The following is a 22,804-nucleotide window of genomic DNA, read 5'->3' as shown; positions in this document are numbered from 1 at the left end:
GGTCCGTCGGCCGGTCGCGCGGTCGGCGGGCCCTCGTGCTGTGCGGGATCAGGTGCGCTCGCGCATCCAGCGCTCGACGCCGGGCCACGGGTAACGAAGCCCGCGGCCTCTGCCGGTGGACGGCGGGCCTTGGCCGTGGACGTGCAGGTTGGCGAGGGTCTGGACGCTGAGGCCGGTGTATTCGGCGACCTCCGCGCGGGTGCCCCAGCCCTTCGGGATGGTCGGGTGAGCCGCGCCGCGTGCATTGGCCATCAGTCCGCCTCACTCAGGGGCAGGACCTCGTTGCGCTTGAGGTAGTCGGCCACGGAGTCGGCGTAGATGAACACACGGCCGTTGCGCCCCTTGCCGCGGACCGCGCGGAGTTCGCCGTCGCGGATCATCCGGCTGACGGTGACGCGGTGCCGACGGATCTTCTCGCTCACCTCCCGGATGGTCAGGAGGTCGTCATCGGTGGTCGTGGTGGTCATTCCGGCTGTCCTCTGCATTGAATTGCTGCGTGCCGTTGGCTACACGCTACAACGCACTACATGATCAAACAAGAGGCTACAGGGATGAGTCTTTGACGACACGCGACAATCCGCTACAACGGGCTACGTGGACACCAGAGGGTCAAGACCGCCAGCGCTCCCGTGGTGGGAGCGCCTCGAAGCCCTTCGCTTGGAGAAGGGCTGGAGCCGCGTCCAGCTGGCCAAGAGAGCCGGGGTCGCCCGGACGACCGTGGACGGCTGGAAGACCAACCCCAGGGCGCCGCACGTGACCACCGTGACCGACGTCGCCGACGCCTTGGGGGTCGACCGATCGGAGGCCTTGCGCCTCGCCGGGCTGACGCCGACTCGGCCGGTTCCCACCTCGGACGAGGAGGAGGACCGGCTTGATCGCGCGTGGCGCCGGTACCGGGACGACCCGGGCGCACGCGGCACGGTGCTGCGTGGGCTGGTGGATACCTGGGACCGGGAGGACACGCAGGGAGAGGAGGGCGATGACGACGCGCAGGACGGCCGGGAGGTTGGGTGAGAATCTCACAAAACGATCACTAATTTGTGAGCAATCGTGACAATGAGTATTTGCATCGTTCCAGCGCAGGATACGAACAAACAACACACATAGTCGGACCGAAAACGCGCTGAGTGACCCCGCCAGGGCACCACCCCGTAGCCGTGCAGCGCCTACCCGCCCCGGGCCGGCCGGTACGCGAAAGGGGTCCAGTCATGCACATTCACCCCCAGCCCGCACCTCTCGCGCTCTCCGCCACTCCCATGCGCGCCGCGTCCACCATCGCCAGCGCAGCCATGGCCCTACTCGGCACCGGAGGCCTCGCCGTCTCCGTCATCAGCGGCGGCCTCCTCGCCGACCTCAGATCCGCCTACCTCGCCGGACTCGCGGCGCTCATCCTCGCTGGGCTAGCCGTCCTGGTGTACGGCGGCATCCGCGCACTCCGCGGCATCGTCGCCGACCACGTCGAGCACCGCGCCCAACTCTGCGCCGCCGACGCCCGCACCGCCCGCGTCTGCGACCACCTCACCCGACTGGAGCAGATCATCGACCAGAAGGTCGACGGCGGGTTGCAGGATCGCTTCGACCAGTTGGAGAGCATCGTGATCAACGATCACGAGCGGTCCGCGGCGCAACTCACCCAAGTAGCCGAGGCGCTCGCCGATCTCCGCACGACCATGGCCGCGTTCATCGAAGAGCTGCACCGCCGCGAGCAGGACGAGCTGGAACGCCGCCGCAACCGTCGAGGCTGCTAACCCCCTCCCCCGCCCCCGGAGCGACATGTCCATCTACGACAGGTGGCACCTCAGTCACCCCACAACCCACCCCCGCTGGAACCACAAGGACCCCGAGAAGCGCCTCACGCCCTGCAAATGTGGACGAGGAAAGAACAAGCTCTATCCGACCGTCAATCACGGCTGCGGGAAACGGTGGCAAGTCAGATGGCGCGAAGACAACAAGAGGCAAGGCAAACAGAACTTCGCCGAAAGGTACGGCGACGACCCCGAGCAGCACGCCGAGGCCTACGACGCCCAGGTCACCAACGACCTGAACACCGACAGCTACATCACACCCGAACGCGCCAAGATCACACTCGGCGAGTTCGCGGCGGAATGGCGGGCCGGGCTGACCGGTGACTCCGTCAGCCTGGAGGGCATCGACCGGCGCCTCAAGCACATCCGTGGCACCGACGACGACCCGACACCGATCGCGAAGACGCCGATCTCCAAGCTCGCCAAACGCCCGTCCATGATCCAGCAGTGGGTCAAGTCCCTCCAGAATCGCGGGCTTGCGCCCGGCTACATCAGAGACATCCGGAACACGCTGTCCTCGGTGTTCATCGCCGCGATCGACGACGGGATCGCGCACAAGAACCCGACGCGGTCATCGTCGGTGCAACTGCCGCCCCTAGACGAGACGCTGATCGAGCCGTGGACGCCGGGCATGGTCGCGGCCGCGCGCGGCGAGCTGGAGGAGCGCAAGGACTGCGGCGCGATGGCCGACCTGGGCGCCGGGGCCGGGCTGCGGCAGGGCGAGATCTTCGGCGTCGCGGAGGAGGACATCGTGTTCCTCGGCCGCAAGCAGAACCGCAAGATCAAGGTTCGGCGGCAGGTCAAGCTGGTCAAGGATCCCGAGACCGACAAGCACGTGCCCGTGTTCGCGCCGCCCAAGCGCGGTAAGACCCGCGACGTGCCGCTGTCGGACGTGCTCGGCCGGAAGCTGTCGGCGCACATCGAGGCCAATTCCCCGCGGGCGGTGACCTTGCCGTGGAAGAAGCCGGACGGGAAGCCGGTCACGGTGAAGCTGCTGTTCGTCCGGCCGGACGGGAAGGCGTGGCACCGCAAGAACTTCGAGTACCTGTGGCGCGCGGCGCGGCGGAAGGCAGGCGCGGAGGCGACGCGGGCGAACGGGATGCATGTCCTGCGGCACAGTTATGCGTCGCTGATCCTGCACAAGGGCGTCGATGTGATCAAGCTCGCGGCGTGGCTTGGGCACACCGATCCGGGGTTCACTCTCCGGTACTACGGTCACTTCATCCCTGATCTCGCCGACCTCGGCCGTGAGGCGGTGGACGAGTTCCTGGAGCCCGGCGAGGGAGAGGAGGGCGGCTCGAATGCGGCGGGCGATGTGCCCTAAAAGTGCCCCACGGAGGAGGAGAGGAATGTTCCGTAGCAGGTCAGAGCGGGTTGTCGGCAGAATTTCAGATGCTGCCAATTTGGGTGAGAAGAATCTCATGACACCCCGTCCGGGCAGCGCGGCCCCCATCATCGCAGGTCAGCGGCTAGGTGAGGGGCAGGCCGACATAGTTCTCGGCCAGTGAGGTCGCGGCCGCCTTCGACGTGGCGACGTAATCGAGGTGGGAGCGCTGGAGCCGCCGCTCGAACTGGGTCGCCGCCGGGTCGACGTGCAGCAACGTCGTCATCCAGTAGGAGAAGTGCTCGGCCCGCCACGCGCGCCGCAGGCACGCGTCGGAGTATCCGTCCAGGAGGGTCTCGGACCCCGTGCCGTACCGCTCGGTGAGCGCCCGCGCCAGGACGGTCACGTCCGACACGGCGAGGTTGAGGCCCTTCGCCCCGGTCGGCGGGACGATGTGGGCCGCGTCCCCGGCGAGGAACAGCCGGTCGTGCCGCATCGGCTCGGCCACGAAGCTGCGCATCGGGGTGATCGACCGGTCGGTGATCGGGCCCTGGTGGAGCGTCCAGCCGTCGTCGGTGGCGAACCGGGCGGCCAGCTCGTCCCAGATGCGGGCGTCGGGCCAGGCGGCGATGTCCTCGTCCGGGGACACCTGGAGGTACAGGCGGCTGACGCTCGGCGAGCGCAGGCTGTGCAGCGCGAAGCCCCGGTCGTGGTTGGCGTAGATCAGCTCGTCGGTGGACGGCGGGACGTCCGCGAGGATCCCGAGCCAGGCGAACGGGTACTCGCGGGAGAACATGCGCAGCCCCGGGACGGCCGGGCGGCTCACGCCATGGAACCCGTCGCAGCCCGCGATGTAGTCGCAGTCCAGGATGTGCGTGCCGGTGGCGTCGCGGAAGGTGACGCTCGGCGCGGACGCGTCCAGGTCGACGACCCGCGCCTCGAACCGGACGTCGCCGCCGTCCGCGAGCCGCCGCTCGACGAGGTCCTTGACGATCTCGGTCTGCGCGTAGACGGTCACGGTCCGGCCGGTCAGGTCGGTCAGCGGGACGCGGTGTCCGGCGCCGCCGAACCGCAGCTCCAGGCCGTGGTGGACGAGGCCCTCCCGGTCGAGCCGCTCCCCCACGCCGCTGTCGCGCAGCACGTCGGTCGTGCCCTGCTCCAGCATCCCGGCCCGCTGCCGGTGCTCCACGTAGCCGCGGTCCCGGCTCTCCAGGACGACCGAGTCGATCCCCTGGACGTGCAGCAGATGGGACAGCAGCAGCCCGGCGGGGCCACCGCCGATGATCGCGACCTGGGTTCGCATCGAGCCTCCTCGGCTTCGGGGGTCAGGCACCGGACCGGCGTTCGGCGGAGAAGATGTCGGGATCACCGTGCCAGTGGGCGGCCACGTCACGCGACAGGGCCCGCACCGCCGTCGTCAGCGGTGGCAGCAACCGCCGCAGGTCGGCGCCGCGGCTCCCGGCGACCAGCGACATCGCGGCGACCACGTCCCCGGCGGCGTCCCGGACCGGGGCGCCGACGGACGCCGCGCCGAGCGTCATCTCGTCGCGGGTCAGCGCGTACCCGGCGCGGCGGACCTCGTCGAGGGAGCGGCGCAGGTCGGCGGGGTCGGTGATGGTGCGCGCCGCGTGCCGTTCCAGCTCCCCCGCCAGGATCGCCTCGCGGACATCCGGCGCCGCGAACGCCAGCAGCACCTTCCCGACGCCGGTGGTGTGCAGCGGCAGCGTCTGCCCGACCTGCGTCAGGACCGGCACCGAACGGGTGCCGCGCAGCCGCTCCACGATCAGCACCCGGTCGTCGCGCAGGACGCCGAGCTGGACGTTGTCGTGCGTCGCCTCGTACAGGTCCTCCATGTGGGGCAGCGCCAGCTCGCGCAGGCCCATGACGGCCGGGGCCTGGCTGCCGATCCGCCACAGCCGGGTGCCGATGCGGTACGTGCCGTCCGGGAGCCGGTCCAGGAACCCCCCGGCGGTCAGCTCGCCGACGAGCCGGTGGCCGGTGGCGAGCGGCAGCCCGGCGCGGCGGCAGATCTCGCTCAGGTTCAGGCGCACGCCGCCCTGCGCGAAGGCGTTCAGGATGGCCATCACCTTGCCCGCCACGCTCACCGGCCGGTCACGTTCCACGTGTCACCCTCCGCCCGCGCGTCACCCCTGTTCGGCGAGTACCCGCTGGGCGACGGCGAACGCCGAGTTCGCGGCGGGCACCCCGCAGTAGATCGCCGTCTGGAGGAGCACCTCCTTGATCTCGTTCGGGCACAGCCCGTTGCGCAGCGCGGCCCGCACGTGCATCGCCAGCTCGTCCAGGTGGCCGCCCGCGACCATCGCGGTCAGCGTGATGCAGCTGCGGGTCTTGCGGTCCAGGCCGGGACGGCTCCAGATCTCCCCCCACGCGTAGCGGGTGATCATGTCCTGGAAGTCGGCGGTGAAGTCGTCCTTGCGGGTCTCCGCCCGGTTCACGTGGGCGTCGCCCAGCACCTCGCGGCGCGTGGTCATGCCCTGCGCGTGGCGGTCGGCGTCGCTCATCCGCTCGGTCATCGGCCGGTTCCCTTCCAGGTGCGGTCCAGGTGCGCTGTGCGGTCCAGGTGCTGGATGATCGCGTCGGTGACGGGGCCGGGACGCTCGGCGTTCGCGAGGTGCCCGGCGTCGTCGACGACGGTGAGGCGGGCGCCGGGGACGCCCTCGGCGAGCAGGTCGGCGTGGCCCTTCGGGGGCGTCGGCAGGTCCTGGTCCCCCGCGATGACCAGGGTGGGGGCGGTGATCTCGCCGAGCCGCGCGGTGACGTCGAAGCCCGCGAGGGCTTCGCAGCAGGCCGCGTAGCCGCCGGGGTCGGTGGCGCGGAGCATCGCCACGTACGGGTCGGCGCCGGTGAAGGACGGCGTGAACCAGCGTCCGGCGGCGCTGTCGGCGACCGGCCCGACGCCCTCGCGGCGGACGAGCGCCGCCCGGTCCCGCCAGGGCCCCGGGTCGCCGAACCGTGGCGACGTGCAGCACAGGATCAGGCTCGCGACGCGGTCGGGGGCGCGCAGCGCGAGGGTCGTGCCGACGGCGCCGCCGACCGAGACGCCCGCGTAGGCCACGCGGTCGATGCCGAGGTCGTCGAGCAGGCGGGCGACACCGTCGGCGAGGCCGTCGACGGTGACCGGGCCGCTCGGCGGCGGCTCCTGCCCGTGGCCGGGCAGGTCGTAGCGTAGGACGCGCCACGACCGGCTCAGCGCGGGCAACTGCGGCAACCACAGGTCCATGGTGGTACCGAGGGACGGGCCGAGGACGACGACGGGCGCGCCCTCCGGACCGTCCAGACGGTGGTGGGGCGGTGTCACGGTGGTCACGCGCGGCTCCGGCGGTAGGCGTCGAGGGCCCGGTCGACGAGGACGGCGGCCGCTCCGAGGCCGGGGTCCTCGCCGAGGACGGTCAGCAGGTCGTCGAGGTCGGCGCGCATCCGCTCGGCGGACACCTCAAGGCCGCCGAGCAGTTCGGCGGCCGTCTCGGCGGCGCCGCCGCTGAGGCGGAGGCATTCGCGCAGCGGCTGCCACTCCGCATGCCACTCCCCCGCCGGGCGCTCGTGCGGCGCGACCTGCGCCGCCAGGATCACCTGGACCTGCGCCGGGACCTGCAACGCCGCGGACCGGATCAGGGTGGACAGCGCCGGGTTGCGCTTGTGCGCCATCGACGACGAGCCGCCCCTGCCGGGCCCGGCCGCCTCGGCGACCTCGCCGACCTCGCTCTGCGACAGCAGCCACACGTCCGTGGCGATCTTGCCGAGGGCGCCGGTGACCAGCGCGAGTGCCGCCGCGAGGTCCGCGATCGGCGTCCGGCGGGTGTGCCACGGCAGGACGGGACGCGCCAGCCCCGTCTCCGCCGCGTACGCCGCGACCAGGTCGAGCGCCTGGTCTCCGTAGGCGTCCAGGGTCCCGGCGGGGCCGCCGAGCTGGACCGGCAACTCGACCGCGGCGAGCCGGTCGCGGGCGTCGAGGCAGCCCAGCAGCCAGTTCGCGGCCTTCGCGCCGAACGTCGTCGGCAGCGCCCGCATGCCGAGGGTGCGGGCCGCCATCGGCGTGTCGCGGTGCCGCTCGGCGAGCCCGGCCAGCGCGTCCAGGGCCCGGTCCAGATGGGCGAGGACGACGCGCCTGGCGCGGGCGGCGACGAGCATGGCGCCGGTGTCGACGATGTCCTGGCTGGTGGCGCCCCGGTGGACGTGCGGGCCCGCCGGTCCGGCGAGGCGCCGCAGGTCGGCGACCAGCGGCACGACGGGGTTGCCAGCGTCGCGGGCGCGGCGGGCCAGGTCGACCAGGTCGAAGCGGCCGGGGTCGGCGGCGGCGGCGATCGCCTCGGCCGCGTCCGCCGGGACGATCCCGAGCCGGGCCTGCGCGCGGGCGAGCGCGGACTCCGCGTCCAGCATCGCGGCCAGGTAGGCGAGGTCGCCGGTCGCGGCCTCCGCCTCCGTGCCCGCGCGGACGGGCGACAGCAGCCCCGCGTCGGGCGACACCGGGCTTTCGTCCCGCTCGTCAGAAGCCAAGGAAGACCGTCTCCCGCTCCCCCTGGAGGTGGATGTCGAAACGGTAGCTCCGTTCCCCTTCGAGTTCGGCGACCAGGGTGCCGCGCCGGTCGTCCGGGACGGCGCCGAGCAGCGGGTCGGTCGCGTGCGCCGCCTCGTCCTCGGGGAAGTACAGCCGGGTGAACACGGGCTTGAGCAGGCCCCGCGCGAACACCAGGACGGCGATGTAGGGGGCGCTGTCCCCGGCCGCGCCGGGCTTGACGGTGCTGAACCAGTACCCGCCGTCGGCGTCGGTGCCGCAGCGTCCGAACCCGGCGAAGTCGTGGCCGCCCCGCGCGATGCCGCCCGGGCGCCGCGCGATCTCGCCGTTCTCGTCGGCCTGCCAGATCTCCACCAGCGCGTCGGGGAGGGGCTCGCCCGCGCCGTCCAGGACGCGGCCGCGCACGCGGATCGCGTCCGGCCGCCAGCCGGGCACGACCTCCGAACCGGCGTCGTAGGGCAGCGCGTAGCCGAAGAACGGCCCCACGGTCTGCGACGGAGTAATCATCAGGCCCTGCCTTTCTGGGGGGCGACCCCAGACCCCCGAGTGTGGATGCGTGAAGATCCTCGCTCCGCTGCGGTCATCACGCCTCCATGGGCGTGTCGGCCAAAACGATGTCCCACTGGTAGCCGAGGGCCCATTCCGGCTTGGTGGTGTCCATGTCGAAGCGGGCGATCAGCTTCTCGCGGTCCTTCTGGTCGGGGATCGACTGGAAGATCGGGTCGAAGGCGAACAGCGGGTCGCCGGGGAAGTACATCTGCGTGACGAGCCGCTGCGTGAACGCCGTCCCGAAGATCGAGAAGTGGATGTGCGCGGGCCGCCAGGCGTTGTGGTGGTTGCCCCACGGGTAGGCGCCCGGCTTGATCGTGATGAACCGGAACCGGCCGTCGTCGTCGGTGATGCAGCGTCCCGCGCCGGTGAAGTTCGGGTCGAGCGGCGCGGGGTGCAGGTCGCCGAGGTGGGCGTACCGGCCGGACGCGTTCGCCTGCCACACCTCCACCAGCGTGCCGCGCACCGGGCGGCCGGACGCGTCCAGGACGCGGCCGGTCACGATGATCCGCTCACCGAGCGGCTCACCCGGATGCTGGACGGTGAGGTCGAAGTCCCGGCGGCCGAGCTCCTGGTGGCCGAACACCGGCGCGGTCAGCTCGACGCTGTCCGGGCCGAGCTTCGGCATCACCGGTTCGTGCGCGGGCGCGCGGAGCACGGTGCTCTTGTAGGCCGGATACAGGTACGGGGGGTGTGTCATGCGCTGTTCCCTTCTGCCGCCGCGTGCCGCCTCGGCCCGTGCGGGCTCAGCCACGGGCCGGTAGCCACCCAGGCCTGCCCGGCGATGCCGCCCGGGCCGAGGCGGGTGCTTCCGGTGAGCGGAAGGGGCCGTTCGTCCACGATCCGCCGCGGCGTCGCGTGGTCTCCGGCGGGCGGGAGACCGGCCATCAGGCCTCTCCTGCCCTGCGGCGCGCCGTTCTCACCTGCGTGCCCGGCCGGGTCAACGCCATGACCGTGTCCGTGCGCCGTCCATGCGCTTCGTTCCCTTCCGCTGGCGGCTCCCGGCGAGCATGCCGGTGCCGCTGCCTCCAGCGTGGCAGCGGGCACCGCGCGGACCGCGCGGGAGTTTCCGCTCAGCGGAAGGGTCGGGCTCAGAGCTGCTCGGGCAGCCCGAACAGGGGGAACATCTCCGGGTAGAAGAACGCCGAGACGTGCGCGACGCCGTCGGCGGTGACGCTGAGCACCTGGAGCTGGTACGGGCGGTGCACGCCGTCGTCGCCGCGCCGGTAGAGCCCGAACGCGGGCTGCCCGTTCGCGGCGGACGGCACCATCCGCAGCTCGCCGGGCGTCGGCGCGCACTGCACCTCGATGAGCCGCACGACGTCCCGGGCGCCGACGAACCAGTCGAGGTGGGGCGGCATCTCCCAGATGACGTCCTGCTTGAACAGTTCGATGAGCCCGGCGATGTCGGCGTCCTCGAACGCCTTGGCGTACTTTTCGAGCAGGTCGCGCTGCGCCGGGTCGGTCGGTTCGACCAGCTCGTCGCGCAGCGGGGCGTTCTCCTCCAGCTGGGCCCGCGCCCGCTGGAGCGCGCTGTTGACCGCGGCGGTGGAGGTGTCGAGCAGCTCGGCGACCTCGGCGGCCCGCCACTTCAGGACGTCCCGCAGAATCAGCACGACCCGCTGTTTGGCGGGCAGGTGCTGCAACGCCGCGACGAACGCGAGACGGGTCGTCTCGCGGGCGGCGACGATCGTGGCGGGGTCGGCGGCGTCGGCGCCGAGGACGGTGTCGGGCACGGGCTCCAGCCACGGCACCTCGGGCGAGGCCACCACGGGACGCTCCGGCTCGTCGCTCGGCGCGCCGAGGCCGGACGGCATGGGCCGGTTGCCGCGCTGGTCGATCGCGGTGAGGCACACGTTGGTGGCGATGCGGTACAGCCACGTCCGCAGGGAGGACCGGCCCTCGAAGTTGTCGTAGGAGCGCCACGCACGCAGGTAGGTCTCCTGGACCAGGTCCTCGGCGTCGTGAATGGAGCCGAGCATCCGGTAGCAGTGCGCGAGCAGCTCCCGGCGGTACGGGTCGGCGAGGCGCTGGAAGTCGTGTTCCGATGCCATCGTGCTGTTCGCCATGTTGTTCGGCATGGTGACCGTCACCTTCGTTCGGCGTCGTCGCTGCGGACGGGCGCCGCCGACGGGCCCCGTCATCTCCGGGTCATCTCCGACCGTAGGCGAGCCCACCGACAGAACCATGCGACCCGCACATCCTACGCGCCTTGACCAGCCCGTACATCTCTCTGGAAACGGACAGCGCGACCGTTCAGCGGGTCGTGGGTTTGAGGAAACCGGCGTTTCCACGGCGCGAAACACTTCCGTGTCGGCGGGTATACCTGCACCCTAGAGGGCACATCAACCGGCGGCCTCGGGAGGGACCGTGATCGCGAGACCGGAGGGCGGCCCCCGCGTGGTGGTGGGAGTGGACGACTCCGCGGGCGCGCGCTGCGCGCTCTCCTGGGCGATCGGCGAGGCGCGGCTGCGGCGGCTGCCGCTGCTGGTCGTCCATGCCGCGCCGCTGCCGCCGCACGTGTCGGCGGCCGGTCAGCTCGGCTGCGGCATCACCGAGGCGTTGCGGGGGTCCGGCGCGGAGCTGATCGCCGGGCTGCTCACCGAGGTGTGCGACGGCCCACCGGACGGCGTGCGGATGACGGCTTTGGCGCTGGTCGGCGAGCCGGGCGCGACGCTGGTGCGGCTGGCGGGCGACGACGACATCCTCGTCGTCGGGCACGGGACGCGCGGCCCGTTCTCGCGGCTGCTGCGGCCGTCGGTGCGGCTGCACTGCGCGCGGCGGGCCAGGGCGACGCTGGTGTGCGTCCGCCCGCCCGCGTTCGACACGCTGCTGGAGCATCTGACCGCGCGGGACGAGGAGCCCGAGCACGTGCCGGGTTCCCGGTTCCGGCGGCTGGGTCGCAGGCTGCGGCTCCCGCTCTGACGTCCGCGTCCCGCCCCCTAGGCTTTCGGCATGCGCAAGTACGTCATCGTCGGCCCGCTCGGCAGCGGCAAGGGGACGCAGTCGGGCCTGCTCGCCCGGGACCTGGACCTCGTGCACATCAGCGTCGGGGACATCTTCCGGTGGCACGTCAAGAACCACACCAAGCTCGGCGCGCAGGTGCGGCGCATCATGGCGGCGGGCGAGCTGGTCGGCGACGACCTGGTGGCGGGCGTGGTCCGCGACCGTCTCGACCAGCACGACTGGAACTACGGGTTCGTCGTCGACGGGTTCCCCCGCAACCGCAGGCAGACGGAGTTCTTCCTGGAGAGCTACGACATCGACGGCGTGATCCATCTGGACCTGCCGGACGGGGAGGTGCGGCGACGGGTGCTCGCCCGCCGGTACTGCTCGGGGTGCGGGATGGACTACAACCTGATCGCCGACCGTCCCACCGAGGAGGGGCGGTGCGACGTGTGCGGCCACGAGCTGGTCGCGCGGGAGGACGACACCGAGGAGGCGCTGGCCGAGCGGCTGCGCGTGTACCACGAGAAGACCGACCCGGTGCTGGAGCTGTTCGGCCGCAAGGAGTACGTGGTCACCGTGGACGCGCGACCGTCCGCCGACGAGGTGCAGCGCGCGCTGCGCGAAAGGCTCCGCCTGCCCATGCCGCGCTGAGTCCCGGCTCAGGCCAGTCCTTCCTCGAAGGCGCGGTGGTGGGCGTAGTCGCGGGACTCCACGATCCGCCCCCGGCGGATGCGCAGGACGAAGATGTTGGGCACGACGAACACGCGGTCCTTCTTGGGGACGCGCACCTCGTAGTCGAACTCGGTGATGACGACCTCGGGGTCGGCGGTCTCGTGGATGACGACGTTCCGCGCCGTGAACTCCACGCCCTCCATGCGGGCGAAGTTCCGGGTGAAGTGCTCGCGTAGTGCCTCGCGTCCCTCCAGGGGGACGGGGGGCATGGCGAACGGGTGCACGACGACCGCGTCCTCGGCGTACAGGTCGGGCAGCGCGTCGACCCGCCGCGCGGTGACCGCCTCGATCAGGCGCCGGACGACGGCGCGGGGGCTGGCGAACTCGGACATGATTCCTCCCGTACAATCGGAGTTCGTACTCCGCATGAAGAATACGGAGCCACGACTCCACTTGTCAACGGGAAGGCCGCGATGACAACATCCGCGTCTCGAAGGCCGCTGCGGGCCGACGCCCTCCGCAACCGCGCGAAGGTCCTCGCGGCGGCCGAGGAGGTCTTCGCCGTCCAGGGGACCTCGGCCTCCACCGACGAGGTCGCGCGCCGGGCGGGCGTCGGGATCGGCACGGTGTTCCGGCACTTCCCGACCAAGGAGTCGCTGCTGGAGGCCGTGCTGGTCGCCCTGCTGGAGCGGCTCGCGGAGGAGGCCGAGGGCCTGCGGTCGGCCGACGACGCCGGCGCCGCGTTCTTCGGGTTCTTCGCCCGGGTGGTGTCGCGGGCGAAGGTCAAGCAGGCCGTGACCGAGGCGCTGGCCGAGGCGGGCGTCGACGCCCACGACCGGGCCGGGACGGCGGGGCCCGGACTGAAGGCCGCGCTCGGGGTCCTGCTGGCCCGCGCCCAGGCGGCCGGGGCCGTCCGCGCCGACGTGAGCGCGGGCGAAGTCATGGCCCTCCTGGCGGGCCTGTGCTACGCGACCGAACGCGCCGGGGCGGACGAGGGCGTCCTCAGGGTCGTGTTCGACGGTCTGTCAGCTCGGCGGGCAGATCCTCGCGGTGCAGGACCGTCAGCGACGTGACGGCGCGGGTCAGCACCACGTAGAGCCGGGCCAGGCCGCGCGCCTCGGCGGCGGCGATCGCGGCGGGCTCCGCGACGATCACGTGGTCGTACTCCAGGCCCTTGGCGAGCGCGGCGGGGATGACCAGCAGCCGGGCGGCGCCGTCCGACTCGGGCCCGAGGACCTCGTGGTCCAGGCCCGCGGCCGTGAGCGCGGCGGCGTGCACGGCCGCGGCGGCGTCCGGGACGATCAGCCCGACCGACCCGGGCCGGGCGAGCGCCGCGCGGGCGGCCTCGGCGGCGGCGGCGGCGGGGTCGTCGACGCGCCGCACATCCAGGGCGCCCGCGCCGGGACGCAGCGAACGCGGCCGCTCCAGCGCGGGCGCGATGTGCGGCAGCAGCCGGGCCGCGTAGTCCAGGACGGTTCCGGGCACGCGAAAGCCCATGGTGAGTTCGGTGACGTCGCCCTCCTGCCCGAGGTGGGTGAGGACGTCCGTCCAGGACCGCGCCGACCATTCGGTGGTGCCCTGCGCGAGGTCGCCGAGGACGGTCGCCGAACCCGTCCCGCAGCGGCGGCCCAGCGCCCGCAGTTGCATGGCGGACAGGTCCTGCGCCTCGTCCACGACCAGGTGCCCGAGGGACGCGGTGCGTTCGATCAGGTCGTTCAGCTCGTCGAGCAGCGCGCGGTCGGCGCGGGTCCAGGCTGCCGAGCGGTGCGAGCGGGCGGGCTTGGCCCAGCGGAGCACGGCCTGCTCGTCCTCGTCCAGGACCCCCTTGGCCGCCGTGCGCAGGAAGTCGGCGTCCGACAGCAGCCGGTACAGCACCTGCTCGGCGGTCAGCTTCGGCCACACCTCCTCCACGATCTTCTTGACCGGCCCGCCGCGCGCCACCTGGTCCTGGACGCGGTCGTCGGGCGCCTCACCGCGCCGCTCCATCCGCACGAGGATCTGGTGCGCGAGCCGCTGCGCGAACGCGGCGCGGCCGCTGCCGTACCGGGTCGTGCCGCGCAGCGCGGCGGCGATCTCCCTGACCTCGTGGTCGGCGAGCCGGTAGCGGGCCGAACCGCGCGTCACGACCAGGCCGTCGGCGGGCTTGCGGACGTGCAGCCACAGCGCCCTGCGGAGGACGTCCGCCATCCGCGCCTCGCCCTTGAGCGCGGCGACCGGCGCCGTCTCCTCCGCCGCCGGGGCCCCGAGCAGGTCGTCGATCGTGGCCTGCTCGACCGTGACCTCGCCGAGCGCGGGCAGCACCGCCGCGATGTAGGCGAGGAACGCCCGGTTCGGCCCGACGATGAGCACCCCGGACCGCGCCAGCCGCTCCCGGTGCGTGAACAGCAGGTACGCGGCGCGGTGCAGGCCGACGGCCGTCTTGCCGGTGCCGGGCGCGCCCTGCACGCACACCGTCCGGGGCAGGTCGGCGCGGACGATCGTGTCCTGCTCGGGCTGGATGGTGGCGACGATGTCCCGCATCGGCCCGGTGCGGGGCCGCTCGATCTCCTCGGTCAAAATCCGAGAAGTGAGCGTTTCGGCGCCGCCGTCGAGGGGTTCGTCCTCGAAGGCGGTCAGGTCCCCGGACTGGAAACCGAACCGGCGCCGCAGCCGCCAGCCCATCGGTTCGGCGGGACCGGCCTGGTAGAACGCCCGCGACACAGGGGCGCGCCAGTCCAGCACGAGCGGGCGGCCCTCGTCGCCGTCGTGGACGTGCCGCCGCCCCACGTACATCACGGCCGGGAGTTCTCCGTCCTCCTCGCCGTCCGTGTCACCGTCTGTGTCGCCGTCCGCGTCACCGCGGTCCATCCGGCCGAAGAACAGCGGAGTGTCGGGGCGGTCGGCCAGCGCCTCGACGCGCTGGTCGAGCAGCGACTCCAGGATCTGCCGGGACACCCAGTCGGCGGCGGCGTCGGCGGACAGCCCGCGCGCGTGCTCGCGCATCCGGCGCAGCGCGGCGCGCGACTCGGCCAGGTGGGCGCGTTCGGCGGCGAGGACGACCGTTACCTCGGGATCATCGGGTTCGGCGGGCATGCCAACGGACCTCCGGTGAGAGGGGTGGATGAGGGCGAAACCCACAACCTTACCGGCCTCGCTCCCCCGGCGGGCCCGGGTTTCCCGGCTCCGGCGGTGCGCCTTGCCGGGCGGGGCCGGGGTGTGTGACGTTGGGCGGATGGTCACTCTCACGGGACGGTCCGCGTTGGTCACGGGGGCCTCGTCCGGCATCGGCGCGGTCGTCGCCGAGGCGCTGGCCGCCGCCGGGGCGCGGGTCGGGCTCGTCGCGCGGCGCAAGGACAGGCTGGAGCAGGTCCTCGCCCGGTGCCGCGAGCACACGCCGGACTCGGCGCTGTGGACGGCCGACCTCGCCGACCTCGACGGGATCGCCGACCTCGCGGCCACCGTGGAACGGGAACTCGGCGGCGTGGACATCCTGGTCAACAACGCGGGCATGCCGAAGCGGCGCCGCGTCCAGGACACCTCCCCCGCCGACGCCGAGGAGGTCATGCGCCTCAACTACCTGTCCCCGGTGCGGCTCACCCTGGCGCTGCTGCCCGGAATGATCAGCCGCGGGCGGGGGCACCTGGTCGCGATGGGCTCGGTCGCGGCGCGGCTCGGCCCGCCGCACGAGGCGGCCTACGGGGCGTCGAAGGCGGCGCTCACCGCGTTCTGGGAGAGCATGGCCGTCGACCTGGACGGCACCGGCGTGCAGGTCCACATCGTCCAGCCCGCGCTCATCGCCGGGACGGAGCTGTTCACGCTGCCCGGCAACGAGGAGCCGCTGAGCGACCTGTCCGACGCGCTGCCGCCGCAGGACGTCGCCGACGCCGTCCTGGGCCTCGTCGGCGACGGCGGGTTCGAACGGTACGTGCCGGGCTGGTTCAGCGAGATGGCCTCCGGGAAGGCCGCCGACGTCGACGCCTTCGTCGCCGGAGTCAAGGAGTGGACCCGCGACCGACTGGCCCCCTGAGCCCCGGCCGTCACCGTAAAATGGGAGGTGAGACGCCCCCTCACCGCCGTCCCGGAGGATCGACGACCCATGGGCACCGCAGGCCGTCCCGTGCGCGAGTCCGTGCTCGACGCCGCCGCCTGCCTCCTCGTGGAACGCGGCTACCGGGCGGTCCGCATGCGGGACGTCGCCGACGCCGCCGGGGTCAGCCGCCAGACCGTCTACAACGAGTTCGGCGACAAGTGGAGCCTGGCGCGGGCCGTCGTGATCCGCGACAACGAGCGCTACCTCGACGGCATCGACGCGGTCCTGTCCGGCCATGACGACCTGTACTCGGCGGTGGTCGCGGCGGTGACGTACACGCTGGAGACGTCGGCGGACGACCCGTTGAAGAAGGCGGTGCTGACCGGCGCGGGCGGCGACGAGCTGCTGCCGCTGCTCACCACCCGGGCCGAGCCGGTGCTGTTCACCGCCAGCGCCCGCATCGCCGATCACGCGCTGCGCCGCTGGCCCGACCTCGACTCCGGCGCCGTCACCGAGATCACCGACGCGGCGGTGCGGCTGACCGCCAGCCACATCATGCTGCCGTCCGGGCCGCCGGAGCGGCTCGCGCACGTCATCGCCCGGATGGTGGCCCGCTACCTGAACGTCCCGGGCCCCCGCTGATCCGGAGCGTCAGCGACCGGCGGCCTCGGAGACCAGCGCCTCGAACAGGCGGCCGTCGCGGCTCTCCTCCGGATGCCACTGGACGGCGAGCCCGAACCGGTGCCCCTGCAACTCCACGGCCTCCACCACCTGGTCGTCGGTCCAGGCGACGGCGGTCAGGCCGCGGCCGAGGCGGCCGACCGCCTGCCGGTGGTAGGTGGGCACGTCGGCGGACTCGCCGAGGATCTTGCCGACCAGGCTCGTCGCGCTGATCCGCACCGGATGGTGGCCGACGATGCCGGTCTCCGGCGCGTGCCCCCGGTGCCCCACCGCGGAGGGCAGGTCCTGGACGAGCGCCCCGCCGCGCGCCACGTTCAGCACCTGCATGCCCCGGCAGATCGCCAGGAAGGGCAGGTCGGCCTCGATCAGGGTGCGGGCGAGCGCCAGCTCGAAGCGGTCGCGCTGCGGCTGGGGCGGCCCGGTCTCGGCGTGCCGGACGGCGCCGTACAGGTCGGGGTCGACGTCGCCGCCGCCCGCGATGACGACGCCGTCGAGCCGGTCGACCAGGGCGTCGATCCCGCGCAGGGTCGCGGTCGGCGGCAGCAGGACGGGGATGCCCCCGGCGCGCTCGATCGCGCGCACGTACGGCACCGGGAGCAACGCGGCCTCGCGCACCCAGACCCCCCAGCGGGCCGGCTCCTGGTAGGCGGTGACGCCGATGAGCGGCGGCGCGCCGCCTTCGGTGGTCGGGGCCGGGGCCCCGCGGACGGGCTGTGCCATGCGTGCTTCCCCCTCATGCTGGCCACCGGCGGCGGGACGGCGCTTCCCCCTCGGCCGCCCCGTCCGGGGCTTTCTTCCCGGCCAGCTTGCCGTACCGGGAGGGAAGTTGGCAGTACCCGCGTCCACATCGGGTCCGCCCCGGCCGGGGGCCCGGAGGCGCCGGGAAGAGCCGGGCGGGGCCCGGGTGGACGCGCGCCCGCCGCGACGAACCCCAAAGAAACCGGAAATCTTCCACCTGGTACTAGATTCGATTCCTAATTCTTCCCCGCCGCGAGACGGTTCTGTCACGGCACTTCCATACTGATCAGTATACCTCTGCCTCTTTCCGATATTTCCATTACAGAGAATCATAAGACGATTACTCTTGGCGTTCGCAGCGGTACCCGTCGCGCGACATCGCTTGAAGACCTGCGGATTCCGGTGAGAGAATTCCGCCCAGCCAGGCGCCGAGGAGGGCGCGATCGCCGCGGAGATCCCGGATCCGAAACTTGGGAAGCCCAGGGAGCGAGCTTTGCGAATGGCAGACGAACCCCGAATGGTCAAAGAGACATTCACCCGTCTCGAGGCCGACCCCGCCGCCGCCATGAGCTATTTCTACGGCCGCCTTTTCGTGGCGCGGCCGGAGCTGCGGGCCCTGTTCCCGCCCGCGATGGGCGCCGTGCACGAACGGTTCTTCCGCGCCCTCACCCGGATCGTGTGGAGCCAGGACAACCCGGACGACCTCGCCGACCATCTGCGCCGCCTCGGCCGCGGCCACCGCAAGCACGGCGTCCTGCCCGAGCACTACCCGGCCGTCGAGGGCGCGCTGCTCGCGACGCTGCGCACCTTCGCCGCCGACGTGTGGACCGTCGAGGCCGAGAACGCCTGGACCACCGCCTACCGGTCCGCCGCCGCCATCATGATCGAGGCCGCGGAACGGGACGCCGCCGACGCCCCGCCCTGGTGGACCGCCGAGATCACCGGCCACGACCGCCGCGCCGCCGACCTCGCGGTCCTCACGTTGCGGCCCGACCGCCCGCTGCCGTTCCGGCCCGGCCAGCACGTGCCCGCGCAGACGCCCCGCTGGCCCCGCGTCTGGCGGTCCTACTGGATCGCCAACGCGCCCCGCTCCGACGGGGCGCTGCGCCTGCACGTCCGCGCGCGGCCCGCCGGATGGGTGAGCGGCGCGCTGGTGCGGCACGCCGCGCCCGGCGACACCGTGCTGCTCGGCCCGGCCGCGGGCACGATGACGCTGCGCACCGAACCCGGGCGCGGGCTGCTGCTCATCGGCGGCGGCACCGGCCTCGCCCCCATGAAGGCGATCGCCGAACAGGCCGCCTCCCTCGGGCCGGACCGCGACGTCCACCTGATCGTCGGGGCCCGCACCGAACGTGACCTCTACGACCTCGCCGAGCTGCGGCTGCTGGAGTCCGCGTGCCCCCGGGTGCGGGTGGTCCCGATCCTGTCGCGGCCGGTGGAGCAGGGGCGGGACGTCCCGCACGGCCGCCTGCCCGACGTCCTGCCCGGCTTCCTGGCCGACCTCCCCGGCTGGCAGGACCGCGACGCCTACGTCGCCGGTCCTCCCCCGTTCGTCCGCGGCACCGTGACCGCGCTGCAACAGCAGGGGATGCCGCTCGGCCACATCCACCACGACCTGCTCACCGACGAGGAATGACCCGCCCCAACCCCCCGAGGCGCCTCGACCCCCCGGTCCGCCTCATCCGTCCGCGCGGGCCCGCAGGAAGTCGGTCGTCCGCGCGTCCGCCGGGTAGAACGACTCGATCGCCAGCTCCGCCACCGTGATGTCGACGGGCGTCCCGAACGTCGCGATGGTGCTGAAGAACGACAGCTCGTCCCCGTCGACCCGCATCCGCAGCGGGACGAACACCTCGTGGCCCGCGGGCGGTGCCAGCGCCTCCCCCACGTCCCCCGGGAAGCTCCGCAACTCGCGGTAGAGCCGGACGAGGCCCGGATCCGCGGTCAGCGCCACATGCCGCCGCACCCGGTCGATCATGTGGGCGCGCCACTCGGCCAGGTTCAGGATGTGCTTGGCCATGCCGTCCGGGTGCATGCTGAGCCGCAGTACGTTCAGCGGCGGTTCCAGCAGCTCCGGCGCGGCGCCCTCCATGAACAGCCCGGCCGCGCCGTTGGCGTCGATCAGGTTCCAGAAGCGGTCGACGACGACCGCCGGGTAGGGCTCGTGACCGTCCAGCACCTGCCGCAGCGCCGCGCGGACCGCGTCCATCGTCGGCTCCTCCATCGGCGTCTCGGCGAACACCGGCGCGTACCCGGCCGCGACCAGCAGCAGGTTCCGGTCGCGCAGCGGGACGTCCAGATGCTCGGCCAGCCGCAGCACCATCTCCCGGCTCGGCGCCGACCGGCCGGTCTCCACGAAGCTGAGGTGCCGCGTCGACACGTCCGCCTCCGACGCCAGCTCCAGCTGGCTGAGCCTGCGGCGCCGCCGCCAGGCGCGCAACTGGTCCCCGATCGGTCTCACATCGCTCAACGCCGTCGTCACGGCACCAACGCTACCGGGACGACGTCATGACGACGATGACGTGGGAGGTAACGCGCCCAGAACGTCGGACCCGGCGGGCACACTCCCTCCATGGCCACTTGGAAACAGTTCGAGGCGGAGGCGGCCGACCTGGCCGCGCGGATCCGCAAGCGGTTCGAGGACGCCGAGACCCACGTCCTCGCCACCCTGCGCAAGGACGGATCTCCCCGGGTCAGCGGCTCGGAGGTCGACTTCCGCGGCCCGGACCTGTCGTTCGGGTCGATGCTGGACGCGATGAAGGCCCGTGACCTGCGGCGCGATGGGCGGTGCGCCGTCCACGCGCACCCGGCCGACCCGGCCGACGGCGGCGACGCCAAGGTCGCGGGCGTCGCGGTCGAGGTCACCGACCCGGAGGAGAAGAAGACCTACACCACCGGTAACGAGCCGCCGGGCGACTTCCACGCCTTCCGGCTCGATCTGCGCGAGGCCGTCCTGACGTCCGTGGAGGGCGACCGGCTCGTCATCCAGGTGTGGCGGCCCGGCGAGGGCGTCCGGACGACCCGGCGCGAATAGCTCGTAGATGCCGGTGATCGAGTCCGTCGCCGCCACCAAGAGGATACGATACGTGATGTGATGGTGACTCAGGCGTACCGGTTCGCATTGGACCCAACGCCCTCGCAGCGACGGGCGCTGGCCTCGCATGCTGGCGCGGCTAGGTTCGCCTGGAACTGGGCCCTGGCAACCTGCAACAATCGCTACGAAGGCGAAGGCAAGTGGTGGTCGGGGACCGAGTTGCACCGGCTATGGAACGTGGCCAAGAGGAACAACCCCGCGCTTGGCTGGTGGAGCGAGAACTCGAAATGCGTCTATCAGGAGGCGTTCCGTGATCTGGACCGCGCCCTACAAGAGTTCGTCCGGTCCCGCAACGGCGCGAGGAAGGGGCCACGCCTGGGGTTCCCCCGGTTCAAAAAGCGGGGCCGGTGCCGCGAGTCATTCCGGTTCTCCACTGGCGCGATCCGCTGCGGCGGTCGCACCGTCACCTTGCCCCGTCTAGGCACCATCAGCACGCATGAGTCCACCCGCAAGTTGGCTCGTCGTCTAGAGAAGGGCGCCGCGAGGATCTTGTCGGCCACGGTCTCGCGCACTGCGCACCGCTGGCACGTCTCCTTCACCGTGCGGGTCGACCGCGCAGTTCCCACGCGGCACGCCCGCCCCGGCTCGGCGGTGGGTATCGACCTCGGGGTGAAGACCCTGCTGACCGCAGTTGACGACCAAGGCAAGGTCATCGAGATCACTGGGCCGAAGGCGCTGAGGGCGGGGCTGCGCAAACTTCGGCGGCTAAGCAAGGCGCACTCCCGCACGCAACGAGGTTCGGCCAACCGGGTCAAGGCTGCCGAGCGGTTGGCCCGCCACCACGCCCAGATCGCCGCCATGCGTGCTGATGCGCTACACAAGGCCACGACCAGCTTGGCTGCCTGTTATGAGACCATCGTGGTCGAAGACCTTCACGTGACCGGCATGCTGGCCAATCGGCGGCTCGCGCGCGCCGTCGCCGACGCCGGGCTGGGGCAGGCCAGGCGCACGCTGGACTACAAAACCGTTTGGATGGGCGGCCGCCTGGTGGTGGCAGACCGCTGGTATCCATCCTCCAAGACGTGCTCGGACTGCCGGAGGCGAAAGCCAAGCCTCACCCTGTCCGAACGCACCTACCATTGCGACGGTTGTGGCCTGAGCCTGGGTCGGGACATCAACGCCGCACGTAACCTGCTTTCCCTCGCCGCCAGTGGGGCGGAGAGTCTAAACGCTTGTGGAGGCGATGTCAGACCTGGCCCTGCCGGGCACTTGCCGACGAAGCAGGAATCCGGCGCCGCACATGGTGTGGATGAGACCGGGACCGCCGCCGGGCTTCCGGCTGCTACGTGGAGCAATGCGCGCAAGCGCTCACGTTCCGCGTAACGGACCATGACGTATCAGCCGCCGCCGTATGGGCAGTCAGACCACGGCGTCGATGTCGGCGATGATGTCGCGTTGGCCGTCGACGTCCAGGGACGAGGCGAGCACGGCGTTGCCGGCGAGGGCGGCCAGGGCGGCGCGGTCGAGGCCGAAGACCTCGGCGGCGACGCGGTACTCGCCGGTGAGGGTCGTGTCGAACATGGGCGGGTCGTCGCTGTTCAGCGTGACGAACAGCCCCTCCTCCAGCATGCGCGGCAGCGGGTGCGCGGCCAGGTCGGGAATCTGGCCCGTGCACACGTTCGACGTCGGGCACACCTCAAGCGGAAGCTGCGTCTCACGCAGGTGGGCGACGAGGCGCGGGTCGCCCAGGCAGTGGGTGCCGTGGCCGATCCGCTCGGCGCCGAGACCCTCGATCGCCTCCCAGATCGTCTCCGGGCCGGTCATCTCCCCGGCGTGGGGCAGGCTGCGCAGCCCGGCGGCGCGGGCGGCGGCGAAGGCGTCCCGGAAGGCGTCGCGGTGCGGCGGCCGCATCTGCTCGATGCCGCCGAGGCCGAACCCGACGAGCGCCTCCGGCGGGTGGCGCAGCGCGTGGTCGAGGGTGCCGCGCGCGCCGTCGGCGCCGAACTCGCCGGGGATGTCGAAGATGTAGGCGACGCGGATGCCGAGCCGGTCGCGGGCCTCGCGGGCGGCGCGGTCCAGCGCCTCGGTGACGGCGGGCATCGGCATCCCGGCCCGCTGGTGCGTGTACGGGGTGACGGTCAGCTCGACGTACCGGACGTTCTGGGCGGCGAGGTCGCGGGCGACGCCGACCACGAGCGTCGCGACGTCCTCCGGCGTCCGGACCAGGCTGGACACCGACTCGTAGACCTCGGCGAAGTGCGGGAAGTCGCGGAACTCGTAGAAGGCGCGCAGCGCGCGCTCGTCCACGGGGACGGGCCCGTCGGGGTGGCGGCGGGCGAGTTCCAGCACGGTCGGGACGGATGCGGAGCCCACGAGGTGGACGTGGAGCTCGACCTTGGGCAGGGACTCGATGAACGCCTCGACGGCGGTGGCGGAGGTCGGCATTCCGCGACGCTAACAGCGCGACGGCCCGCCATGACAGCGAATATCGCCGAATCTACCACGAGATTGT

Annotated in this window: 27 protein-coding genes; 11 read left to right on the top strand and 16 right to left on the bottom strand. The window is 72.3% G+C overall.

All coding sequences use genetic code 11. From position 1 onward, the window contains the following. Positions 1-48: 48 nt before the first annotated feature. Positions 49-252 (bottom strand): hypothetical protein, encoded by a 204-nt coding sequence (locus ABD808_RS04445; protein ID WP_344890151.1) that lies wholly within the window; start codon positions 250-252, stop codon positions 49-51. Further along, the gene (locus tag ABD808_RS04440) at positions 252-467 is read right to left on the bottom strand and encodes a helix-turn-helix domain-containing protein (RefSeq protein ID WP_344890148.1); all 216 of its coding nucleotides are present in this window, start codon (positions 465-467) and stop codon (positions 252-254) included. The genes ABD808_RS04445 and ABD808_RS04440 overlap by 1 nt, the downstream gene beginning before the upstream one ends. Before the next feature lie 127 nt (positions 468-594). Between ABD808_RS04440 and ABD808_RS04435 the strand changes: the two genes are divergently transcribed. The 3 genes from ABD808_RS04435 to ABD808_RS04425 all read left to right on the top strand — a co-directional run bounded on the left by ABD808_RS04435 (position 595) and on the right by ABD808_RS04425 (position 3,129). Further along, positions 595-1,014, top strand: coding sequence for a helix-turn-helix domain-containing protein (locus ABD808_RS04435; protein ID WP_344890145.1), 420 nt, complete (start codon positions 595-597; stop codon positions 1,012-1,014). A 194-nt stretch (positions 1,015-1,208) separates the two neighbouring features. Then, complete coding sequence (locus ABD808_RS04430; RefSeq protein WP_344890142.1) at positions 1,209-1,748, top strand: hypothetical protein; 540 nt, start codon at positions 1,209-1,211, stop codon at positions 1,746-1,748. A 25-nt stretch (positions 1,749-1,773) separates the two neighbouring features. After that, positions 1,774-3,129, top strand: coding sequence for a tyrosine-type recombinase/integrase (locus ABD808_RS04425; protein WP_344890137.1), 1,356 nt, complete (start codon positions 1,774-1,776; stop codon positions 3,127-3,129). 145 nt (positions 3,130-3,274) lie between these two features. On the opposite strand, the gene ABD808_RS04420 is transcribed toward ABD808_RS04425, so the two are convergent. The 9 genes from ABD808_RS04420 to ABD808_RS04380 form a co-directional block, all read right to left on the bottom strand. Continuing rightward, positions 3,275-4,432, bottom strand: coding sequence for a 4-hydroxybenzoate 3-monooxygenase (locus tag ABD808_RS04420; protein WP_344890134.1), 1,158 nt, complete (start codon positions 4,430-4,432; stop codon positions 3,275-3,277). 22 nt (positions 4,433-4,454) lie between these two features. Then, complete coding sequence (locus tag ABD808_RS04415) at positions 4,455-5,252, bottom strand: IclR family transcriptional regulator (protein WP_344890131.1); 798 nt, start codon at positions 5,250-5,252, stop codon at positions 4,455-4,457. A 21-nt stretch (positions 5,253-5,273) separates the two neighbouring features. Continuing rightward, positions 5,274-5,663, bottom strand: coding sequence for a 4-carboxymuconolactone decarboxylase (gene pcaC, locus ABD808_RS04410; protein WP_344890128.1), 390 nt, complete (start codon positions 5,661-5,663; stop codon positions 5,274-5,276). Further along, positions 5,660-6,457 (bottom strand): 3-oxoadipate enol-lactonase, encoded by a 798-nt coding sequence (pcaD, locus tag ABD808_RS04405; RefSeq protein WP_344890125.1) that lies wholly within the window; start codon positions 6,455-6,457, stop codon positions 5,660-5,662. The genes pcaC and pcaD overlap by 4 nt, the downstream gene beginning before the upstream one ends. Continuing rightward, positions 6,454-7,644: a 3-carboxy-cis,cis-muconate cycloisomerase gene (gene pcaB, locus ABD808_RS04400; protein ID WP_344890122.1), complete on the bottom strand. Its 1,191-nt coding sequence runs from the start codon at positions 7,642-7,644 to the stop codon at positions 6,454-6,456. Before pcaB ends, pcaD begins: the two co-directional genes overlap by 4 nt. Then, a complete protein-coding gene (gene pcaG, locus ABD808_RS04395) occupies positions 7,634-8,170 on the bottom strand; it encodes a protocatechuate 3,4-dioxygenase subunit alpha (protein ID WP_344890119.1) in 537 nt (178 codons plus the stop codon). The genes pcaB and pcaG overlap by 11 nt, the downstream gene beginning before the upstream one ends. A 76-nt stretch (positions 8,171-8,246) precedes the next feature. Further along, positions 8,247-8,912: a protocatechuate 3,4-dioxygenase subunit beta gene (pcaH, locus tag ABD808_RS04390; RefSeq protein WP_344890116.1), complete on the bottom strand. Its 666-nt coding sequence runs from the start codon at positions 8,910-8,912 to the stop codon at positions 8,247-8,249. After that, positions 8,909-9,100 carry a hypothetical protein gene (locus ABD808_RS04385; RefSeq protein ID WP_344890113.1) on the bottom strand — a complete coding sequence of 64 codons (192 nt, stop codon included), beginning with the start codon at positions 9,098-9,100 and terminating at the stop codon, positions 8,909-8,911. The genes pcaH and ABD808_RS04385 overlap by 4 nt, the downstream gene beginning before the upstream one ends. Before the next feature lie 203 nt (positions 9,101-9,303). After that, complete coding sequence (locus tag ABD808_RS04380) at positions 9,304-10,356, bottom strand: sigma-70 family RNA polymerase sigma factor (RefSeq protein ID WP_344890110.1); 1,053 nt, start codon at positions 10,354-10,356, stop codon at positions 9,304-9,306. Positions 10,357-10,582: 226 nt separating this feature from the next. On the opposite strand from ABD808_RS04380, the gene ABD808_RS04375 reads away from it, so the two are divergent. Next, positions 10,583-11,137, top strand: a complete 555-nt coding sequence (locus ABD808_RS04375) for a universal stress protein (RefSeq protein WP_344890107.1) — start codon at positions 10,583-10,585, stop codon at positions 11,135-11,137. A 30-nt stretch (positions 11,138-11,167) separates the two neighbouring features. Further along, complete coding sequence (locus tag ABD808_RS04370; RefSeq protein WP_344890104.1) at positions 11,168-11,812, top strand: adenylate kinase family protein; 645 nt, start codon at positions 11,168-11,170, stop codon at positions 11,810-11,812. Positions 11,813-11,820: 8 nt separating this feature from the next. On the opposite strand, the gene ABD808_RS04365 is transcribed toward ABD808_RS04370, so the two are convergent. Further along, complete coding sequence (locus ABD808_RS04365) at positions 11,821-12,225, bottom strand: nuclear transport factor 2 family protein (protein WP_344890101.1); 405 nt, start codon at positions 12,223-12,225, stop codon at positions 11,821-11,823. A gap of 81 nt (positions 12,226-12,306) precedes the next feature. Here ABD808_RS04365 and ABD808_RS04360 point away from each other — a divergent pair, with 81 nt between their 5' ends. Next, positions 12,307-12,906 (top strand): TetR/AcrR family transcriptional regulator, encoded by a 600-nt coding sequence (locus ABD808_RS04360; RefSeq protein ID WP_344890097.1) that lies wholly within the window; start codon positions 12,307-12,309, stop codon positions 12,904-12,906. On the opposite strand, the gene ABD808_RS04355 is transcribed toward ABD808_RS04360, so the two are convergent. Beyond that, entirely contained in the window at positions 12,836-14,905 is a 2,070-nt protein-coding gene (locus ABD808_RS04355) for a HelD family protein (RefSeq protein ID WP_344890094.1), read from the bottom strand. The genes ABD808_RS04360 and ABD808_RS04355 overlap by 71 nt on opposite strands. A 139-nt stretch (positions 14,906-15,044) precedes the next feature. On the opposite strand from ABD808_RS04355, the gene ABD808_RS04350 reads away from it, so the two are divergent. Together ABD808_RS04350 and ABD808_RS04345 are read left to right on the top strand one after the other, a co-directional pair. After that, the gene (locus ABD808_RS04350; RefSeq protein ID WP_344890090.1) at positions 15,045-15,839 is read left to right on the top strand and encodes an SDR family NAD(P)-dependent oxidoreductase; all 795 of its coding nucleotides are present in this window, start codon (positions 15,045-15,047) and stop codon (positions 15,837-15,839) included. 69 nt (positions 15,840-15,908) lie between these two features. Further along, a complete protein-coding gene (locus tag ABD808_RS04345; protein ID WP_344890087.1) occupies positions 15,909-16,484 on the top strand; it encodes a TetR/AcrR family transcriptional regulator in 576 nt (191 codons plus the stop codon). Between the two features lie 9 nt (positions 16,485-16,493). Here ABD808_RS04345 and ABD808_RS04340 read toward each other — a convergent pair whose 3' ends face one another. Beyond that, complete coding sequence (locus ABD808_RS04340; RefSeq protein WP_344890084.1) at positions 16,494-17,243, bottom strand: gamma-glutamyl-gamma-aminobutyrate hydrolase family protein; 750 nt, start codon at positions 17,241-17,243, stop codon at positions 16,494-16,496. 535 nt (positions 17,244-17,778) lie between these two features. On the opposite strand from ABD808_RS04340, the gene ABD808_RS04335 reads away from it, so the two are divergent. Continuing rightward, complete coding sequence (locus ABD808_RS04335; RefSeq protein WP_344890081.1) at positions 17,779-18,897, top strand: globin domain-containing protein; 1,119 nt, start codon at positions 17,779-17,781, stop codon at positions 18,895-18,897. A 42-nt stretch (positions 18,898-18,939) separates the two neighbouring features. On the opposite strand, the gene ABD808_RS04330 is transcribed toward ABD808_RS04335, so the two are convergent. Then, positions 18,940-19,740 carry a helix-turn-helix domain-containing protein gene (locus tag ABD808_RS04330; RefSeq protein WP_344890078.1) on the bottom strand — a complete coding sequence of 267 codons (801 nt, stop codon included), beginning with the start codon at positions 19,738-19,740 and terminating at the stop codon, positions 18,940-18,942. A gap of 90 nt (positions 19,741-19,830) precedes the next feature. Here ABD808_RS04330 and ABD808_RS04325 point away from each other — a divergent pair, with 90 nt between their 5' ends. Together ABD808_RS04325 and tnpB are read left to right on the top strand one after the other, a co-directional pair. Beyond that, positions 19,831-20,292 carry a pyridoxamine 5'-phosphate oxidase family protein gene (locus ABD808_RS04325; RefSeq protein ID WP_344890075.1) on the top strand — a complete coding sequence of 154 codons (462 nt, stop codon included), beginning with the start codon at positions 19,831-19,833 and terminating at the stop codon, positions 20,290-20,292. Positions 20,293-20,352: 60 nt separating this feature from the next. Next, on the top strand, positions 20,353-21,675 hold the full coding sequence (gene tnpB, locus ABD808_RS04320; RefSeq protein WP_344892832.1) for an IS607 family element RNA-guided endonuclease TnpB: 1,323 nt from the start codon (positions 20,353-20,355) through the stop codon (positions 21,673-21,675). Between the two features lie 36 nt (positions 21,676-21,711). Here the strand turns inward: tnpB and add are convergent, their stop codons facing one another. Next, positions 21,712-22,737 carry an adenosine deaminase gene (gene add / locus ABD808_RS04315; protein WP_344890072.1) on the bottom strand — a complete coding sequence of 342 codons (1,026 nt, stop codon included), beginning with the start codon at positions 22,735-22,737 and terminating at the stop codon, positions 21,712-21,714. Between the last annotated feature and the right edge of the window lie 67 nt (positions 22,738-22,804).

Source organism: Actinomadura meridiana (assembly GCF_039537545.1).
GTDB classification, from domain to species: Bacteria; Actinomycetota; Actinomycetes; order Streptosporangiales; family Streptosporangiaceae; genus Spirillospora; species Spirillospora meridiana.
This window is presented reverse-complemented; position numbering and strand designations above follow the sequence as displayed.

Bases quoted from the DNA above. Each gene is read 5' to 3' on its own strand.
- ABD808_RS04445 (WP_344890151.1), bottom strand. From the start codon at position 252: ATGGCCAATGCACGCGGCGCGGCTCACCCGACCATCCCGAAGGGCTGG.
- ABD808_RS04440 (WP_344890148.1), bottom strand. From the start codon at position 467: ATGACCACCACGACCACCGATGACGACCTCCTGACCATCCGGGAGGTG.
- ABD808_RS04430 (WP_344890142.1), top strand. From the start codon at position 1,209: ATGCACATTCACCCCCAGCCCGCACCTCTCGCGCTCTCCGCCACTCCC.
- ABD808_RS04425 (WP_344890137.1), top strand. From the start codon at position 1,774: ATGTCCATCTACGACAGGTGGCACCTCAGTCACCCCACAACCCACCCC.
- ABD808_RS04420 (WP_344890134.1), bottom strand. From the start codon at position 4,432: ATGCGAACCCAGGTCGCGATCATCGGCGGTGGCCCCGCCGGGCTGCTG.
- pcaC (WP_344890128.1), bottom strand. From the start codon at position 5,663: ATGACCGAGCGGATGAGCGACGCCGACCGCCACGCGCAGGGCATGACC.
- pcaG (WP_344890119.1), bottom strand. From the start codon at position 8,170: ATGATTACTCCGTCGCAGACCGTGGGGCCGTTCTTCGGCTACGCGCTG.
- pcaH (WP_344890116.1), bottom strand. From the start codon at position 8,912: ATGACACACCCCCCGTACCTGTATCCGGCCTACAAGAGCACCGTGCTC.
- ABD808_RS04385 (WP_344890113.1), bottom strand. From the start codon at position 9,100: ATGGCCGGTCTCCCGCCCGCCGGAGACCACGCGACGCCGCGGCGGATC.
- ABD808_RS04380 (WP_344890110.1), bottom strand. From the start codon at position 10,356: ATGACGGGGCCCGTCGGCGGCGCCCGTCCGCAGCGACGACGCCGAACG.
- ABD808_RS04370 (WP_344890104.1), top strand. From the start codon at position 11,168: ATGCGCAAGTACGTCATCGTCGGCCCGCTCGGCAGCGGCAAGGGGACG.
- ABD808_RS04365 (WP_344890101.1), bottom strand. From the start codon at position 12,225: ATGTCCGAGTTCGCCAGCCCCCGCGCCGTCGTCCGGCGCCTGATCGAG.
- ABD808_RS04360 (WP_344890097.1), top strand. From the start codon at position 12,307: ATGACAACATCCGCGTCTCGAAGGCCGCTGCGGGCCGACGCCCTCCGC.
- ABD808_RS04355 (WP_344890094.1), bottom strand. From the start codon at position 14,905: ATGCCCGCCGAACCCGATGATCCCGAGGTAACGGTCGTCCTCGCCGCC.
- ABD808_RS04350 (WP_344890090.1), top strand. From the start codon at position 15,045: ATGGTCACTCTCACGGGACGGTCCGCGTTGGTCACGGGGGCCTCGTCC.
- ABD808_RS04345 (WP_344890087.1), top strand. From the start codon at position 15,909: ATGGGCACCGCAGGCCGTCCCGTGCGCGAGTCCGTGCTCGACGCCGCC.
- ABD808_RS04340 (WP_344890084.1), bottom strand. From the start codon at position 17,243: ATGGCACAGCCCGTCCGCGGGGCCCCGGCCCCGACCACCGAAGGCGGC.
- ABD808_RS04335 (WP_344890081.1), top strand. From the start codon at position 17,779: ATGGTCAAAGAGACATTCACCCGTCTCGAGGCCGACCCCGCCGCCGCC.
- ABD808_RS04325 (WP_344890075.1), top strand. From the start codon at position 19,831: ATGGCCACTTGGAAACAGTTCGAGGCGGAGGCGGCCGACCTGGCCGCG.
- tnpB (WP_344892832.1), top strand. From the start codon at position 20,353: ATGGTGACTCAGGCGTACCGGTTCGCATTGGACCCAACGCCCTCGCAG.
- add (WP_344890072.1), bottom strand. From the start codon at position 22,737: ATGCCGACCTCCGCCACCGCCGTCGAGGCGTTCATCGAGTCCCTGCCC.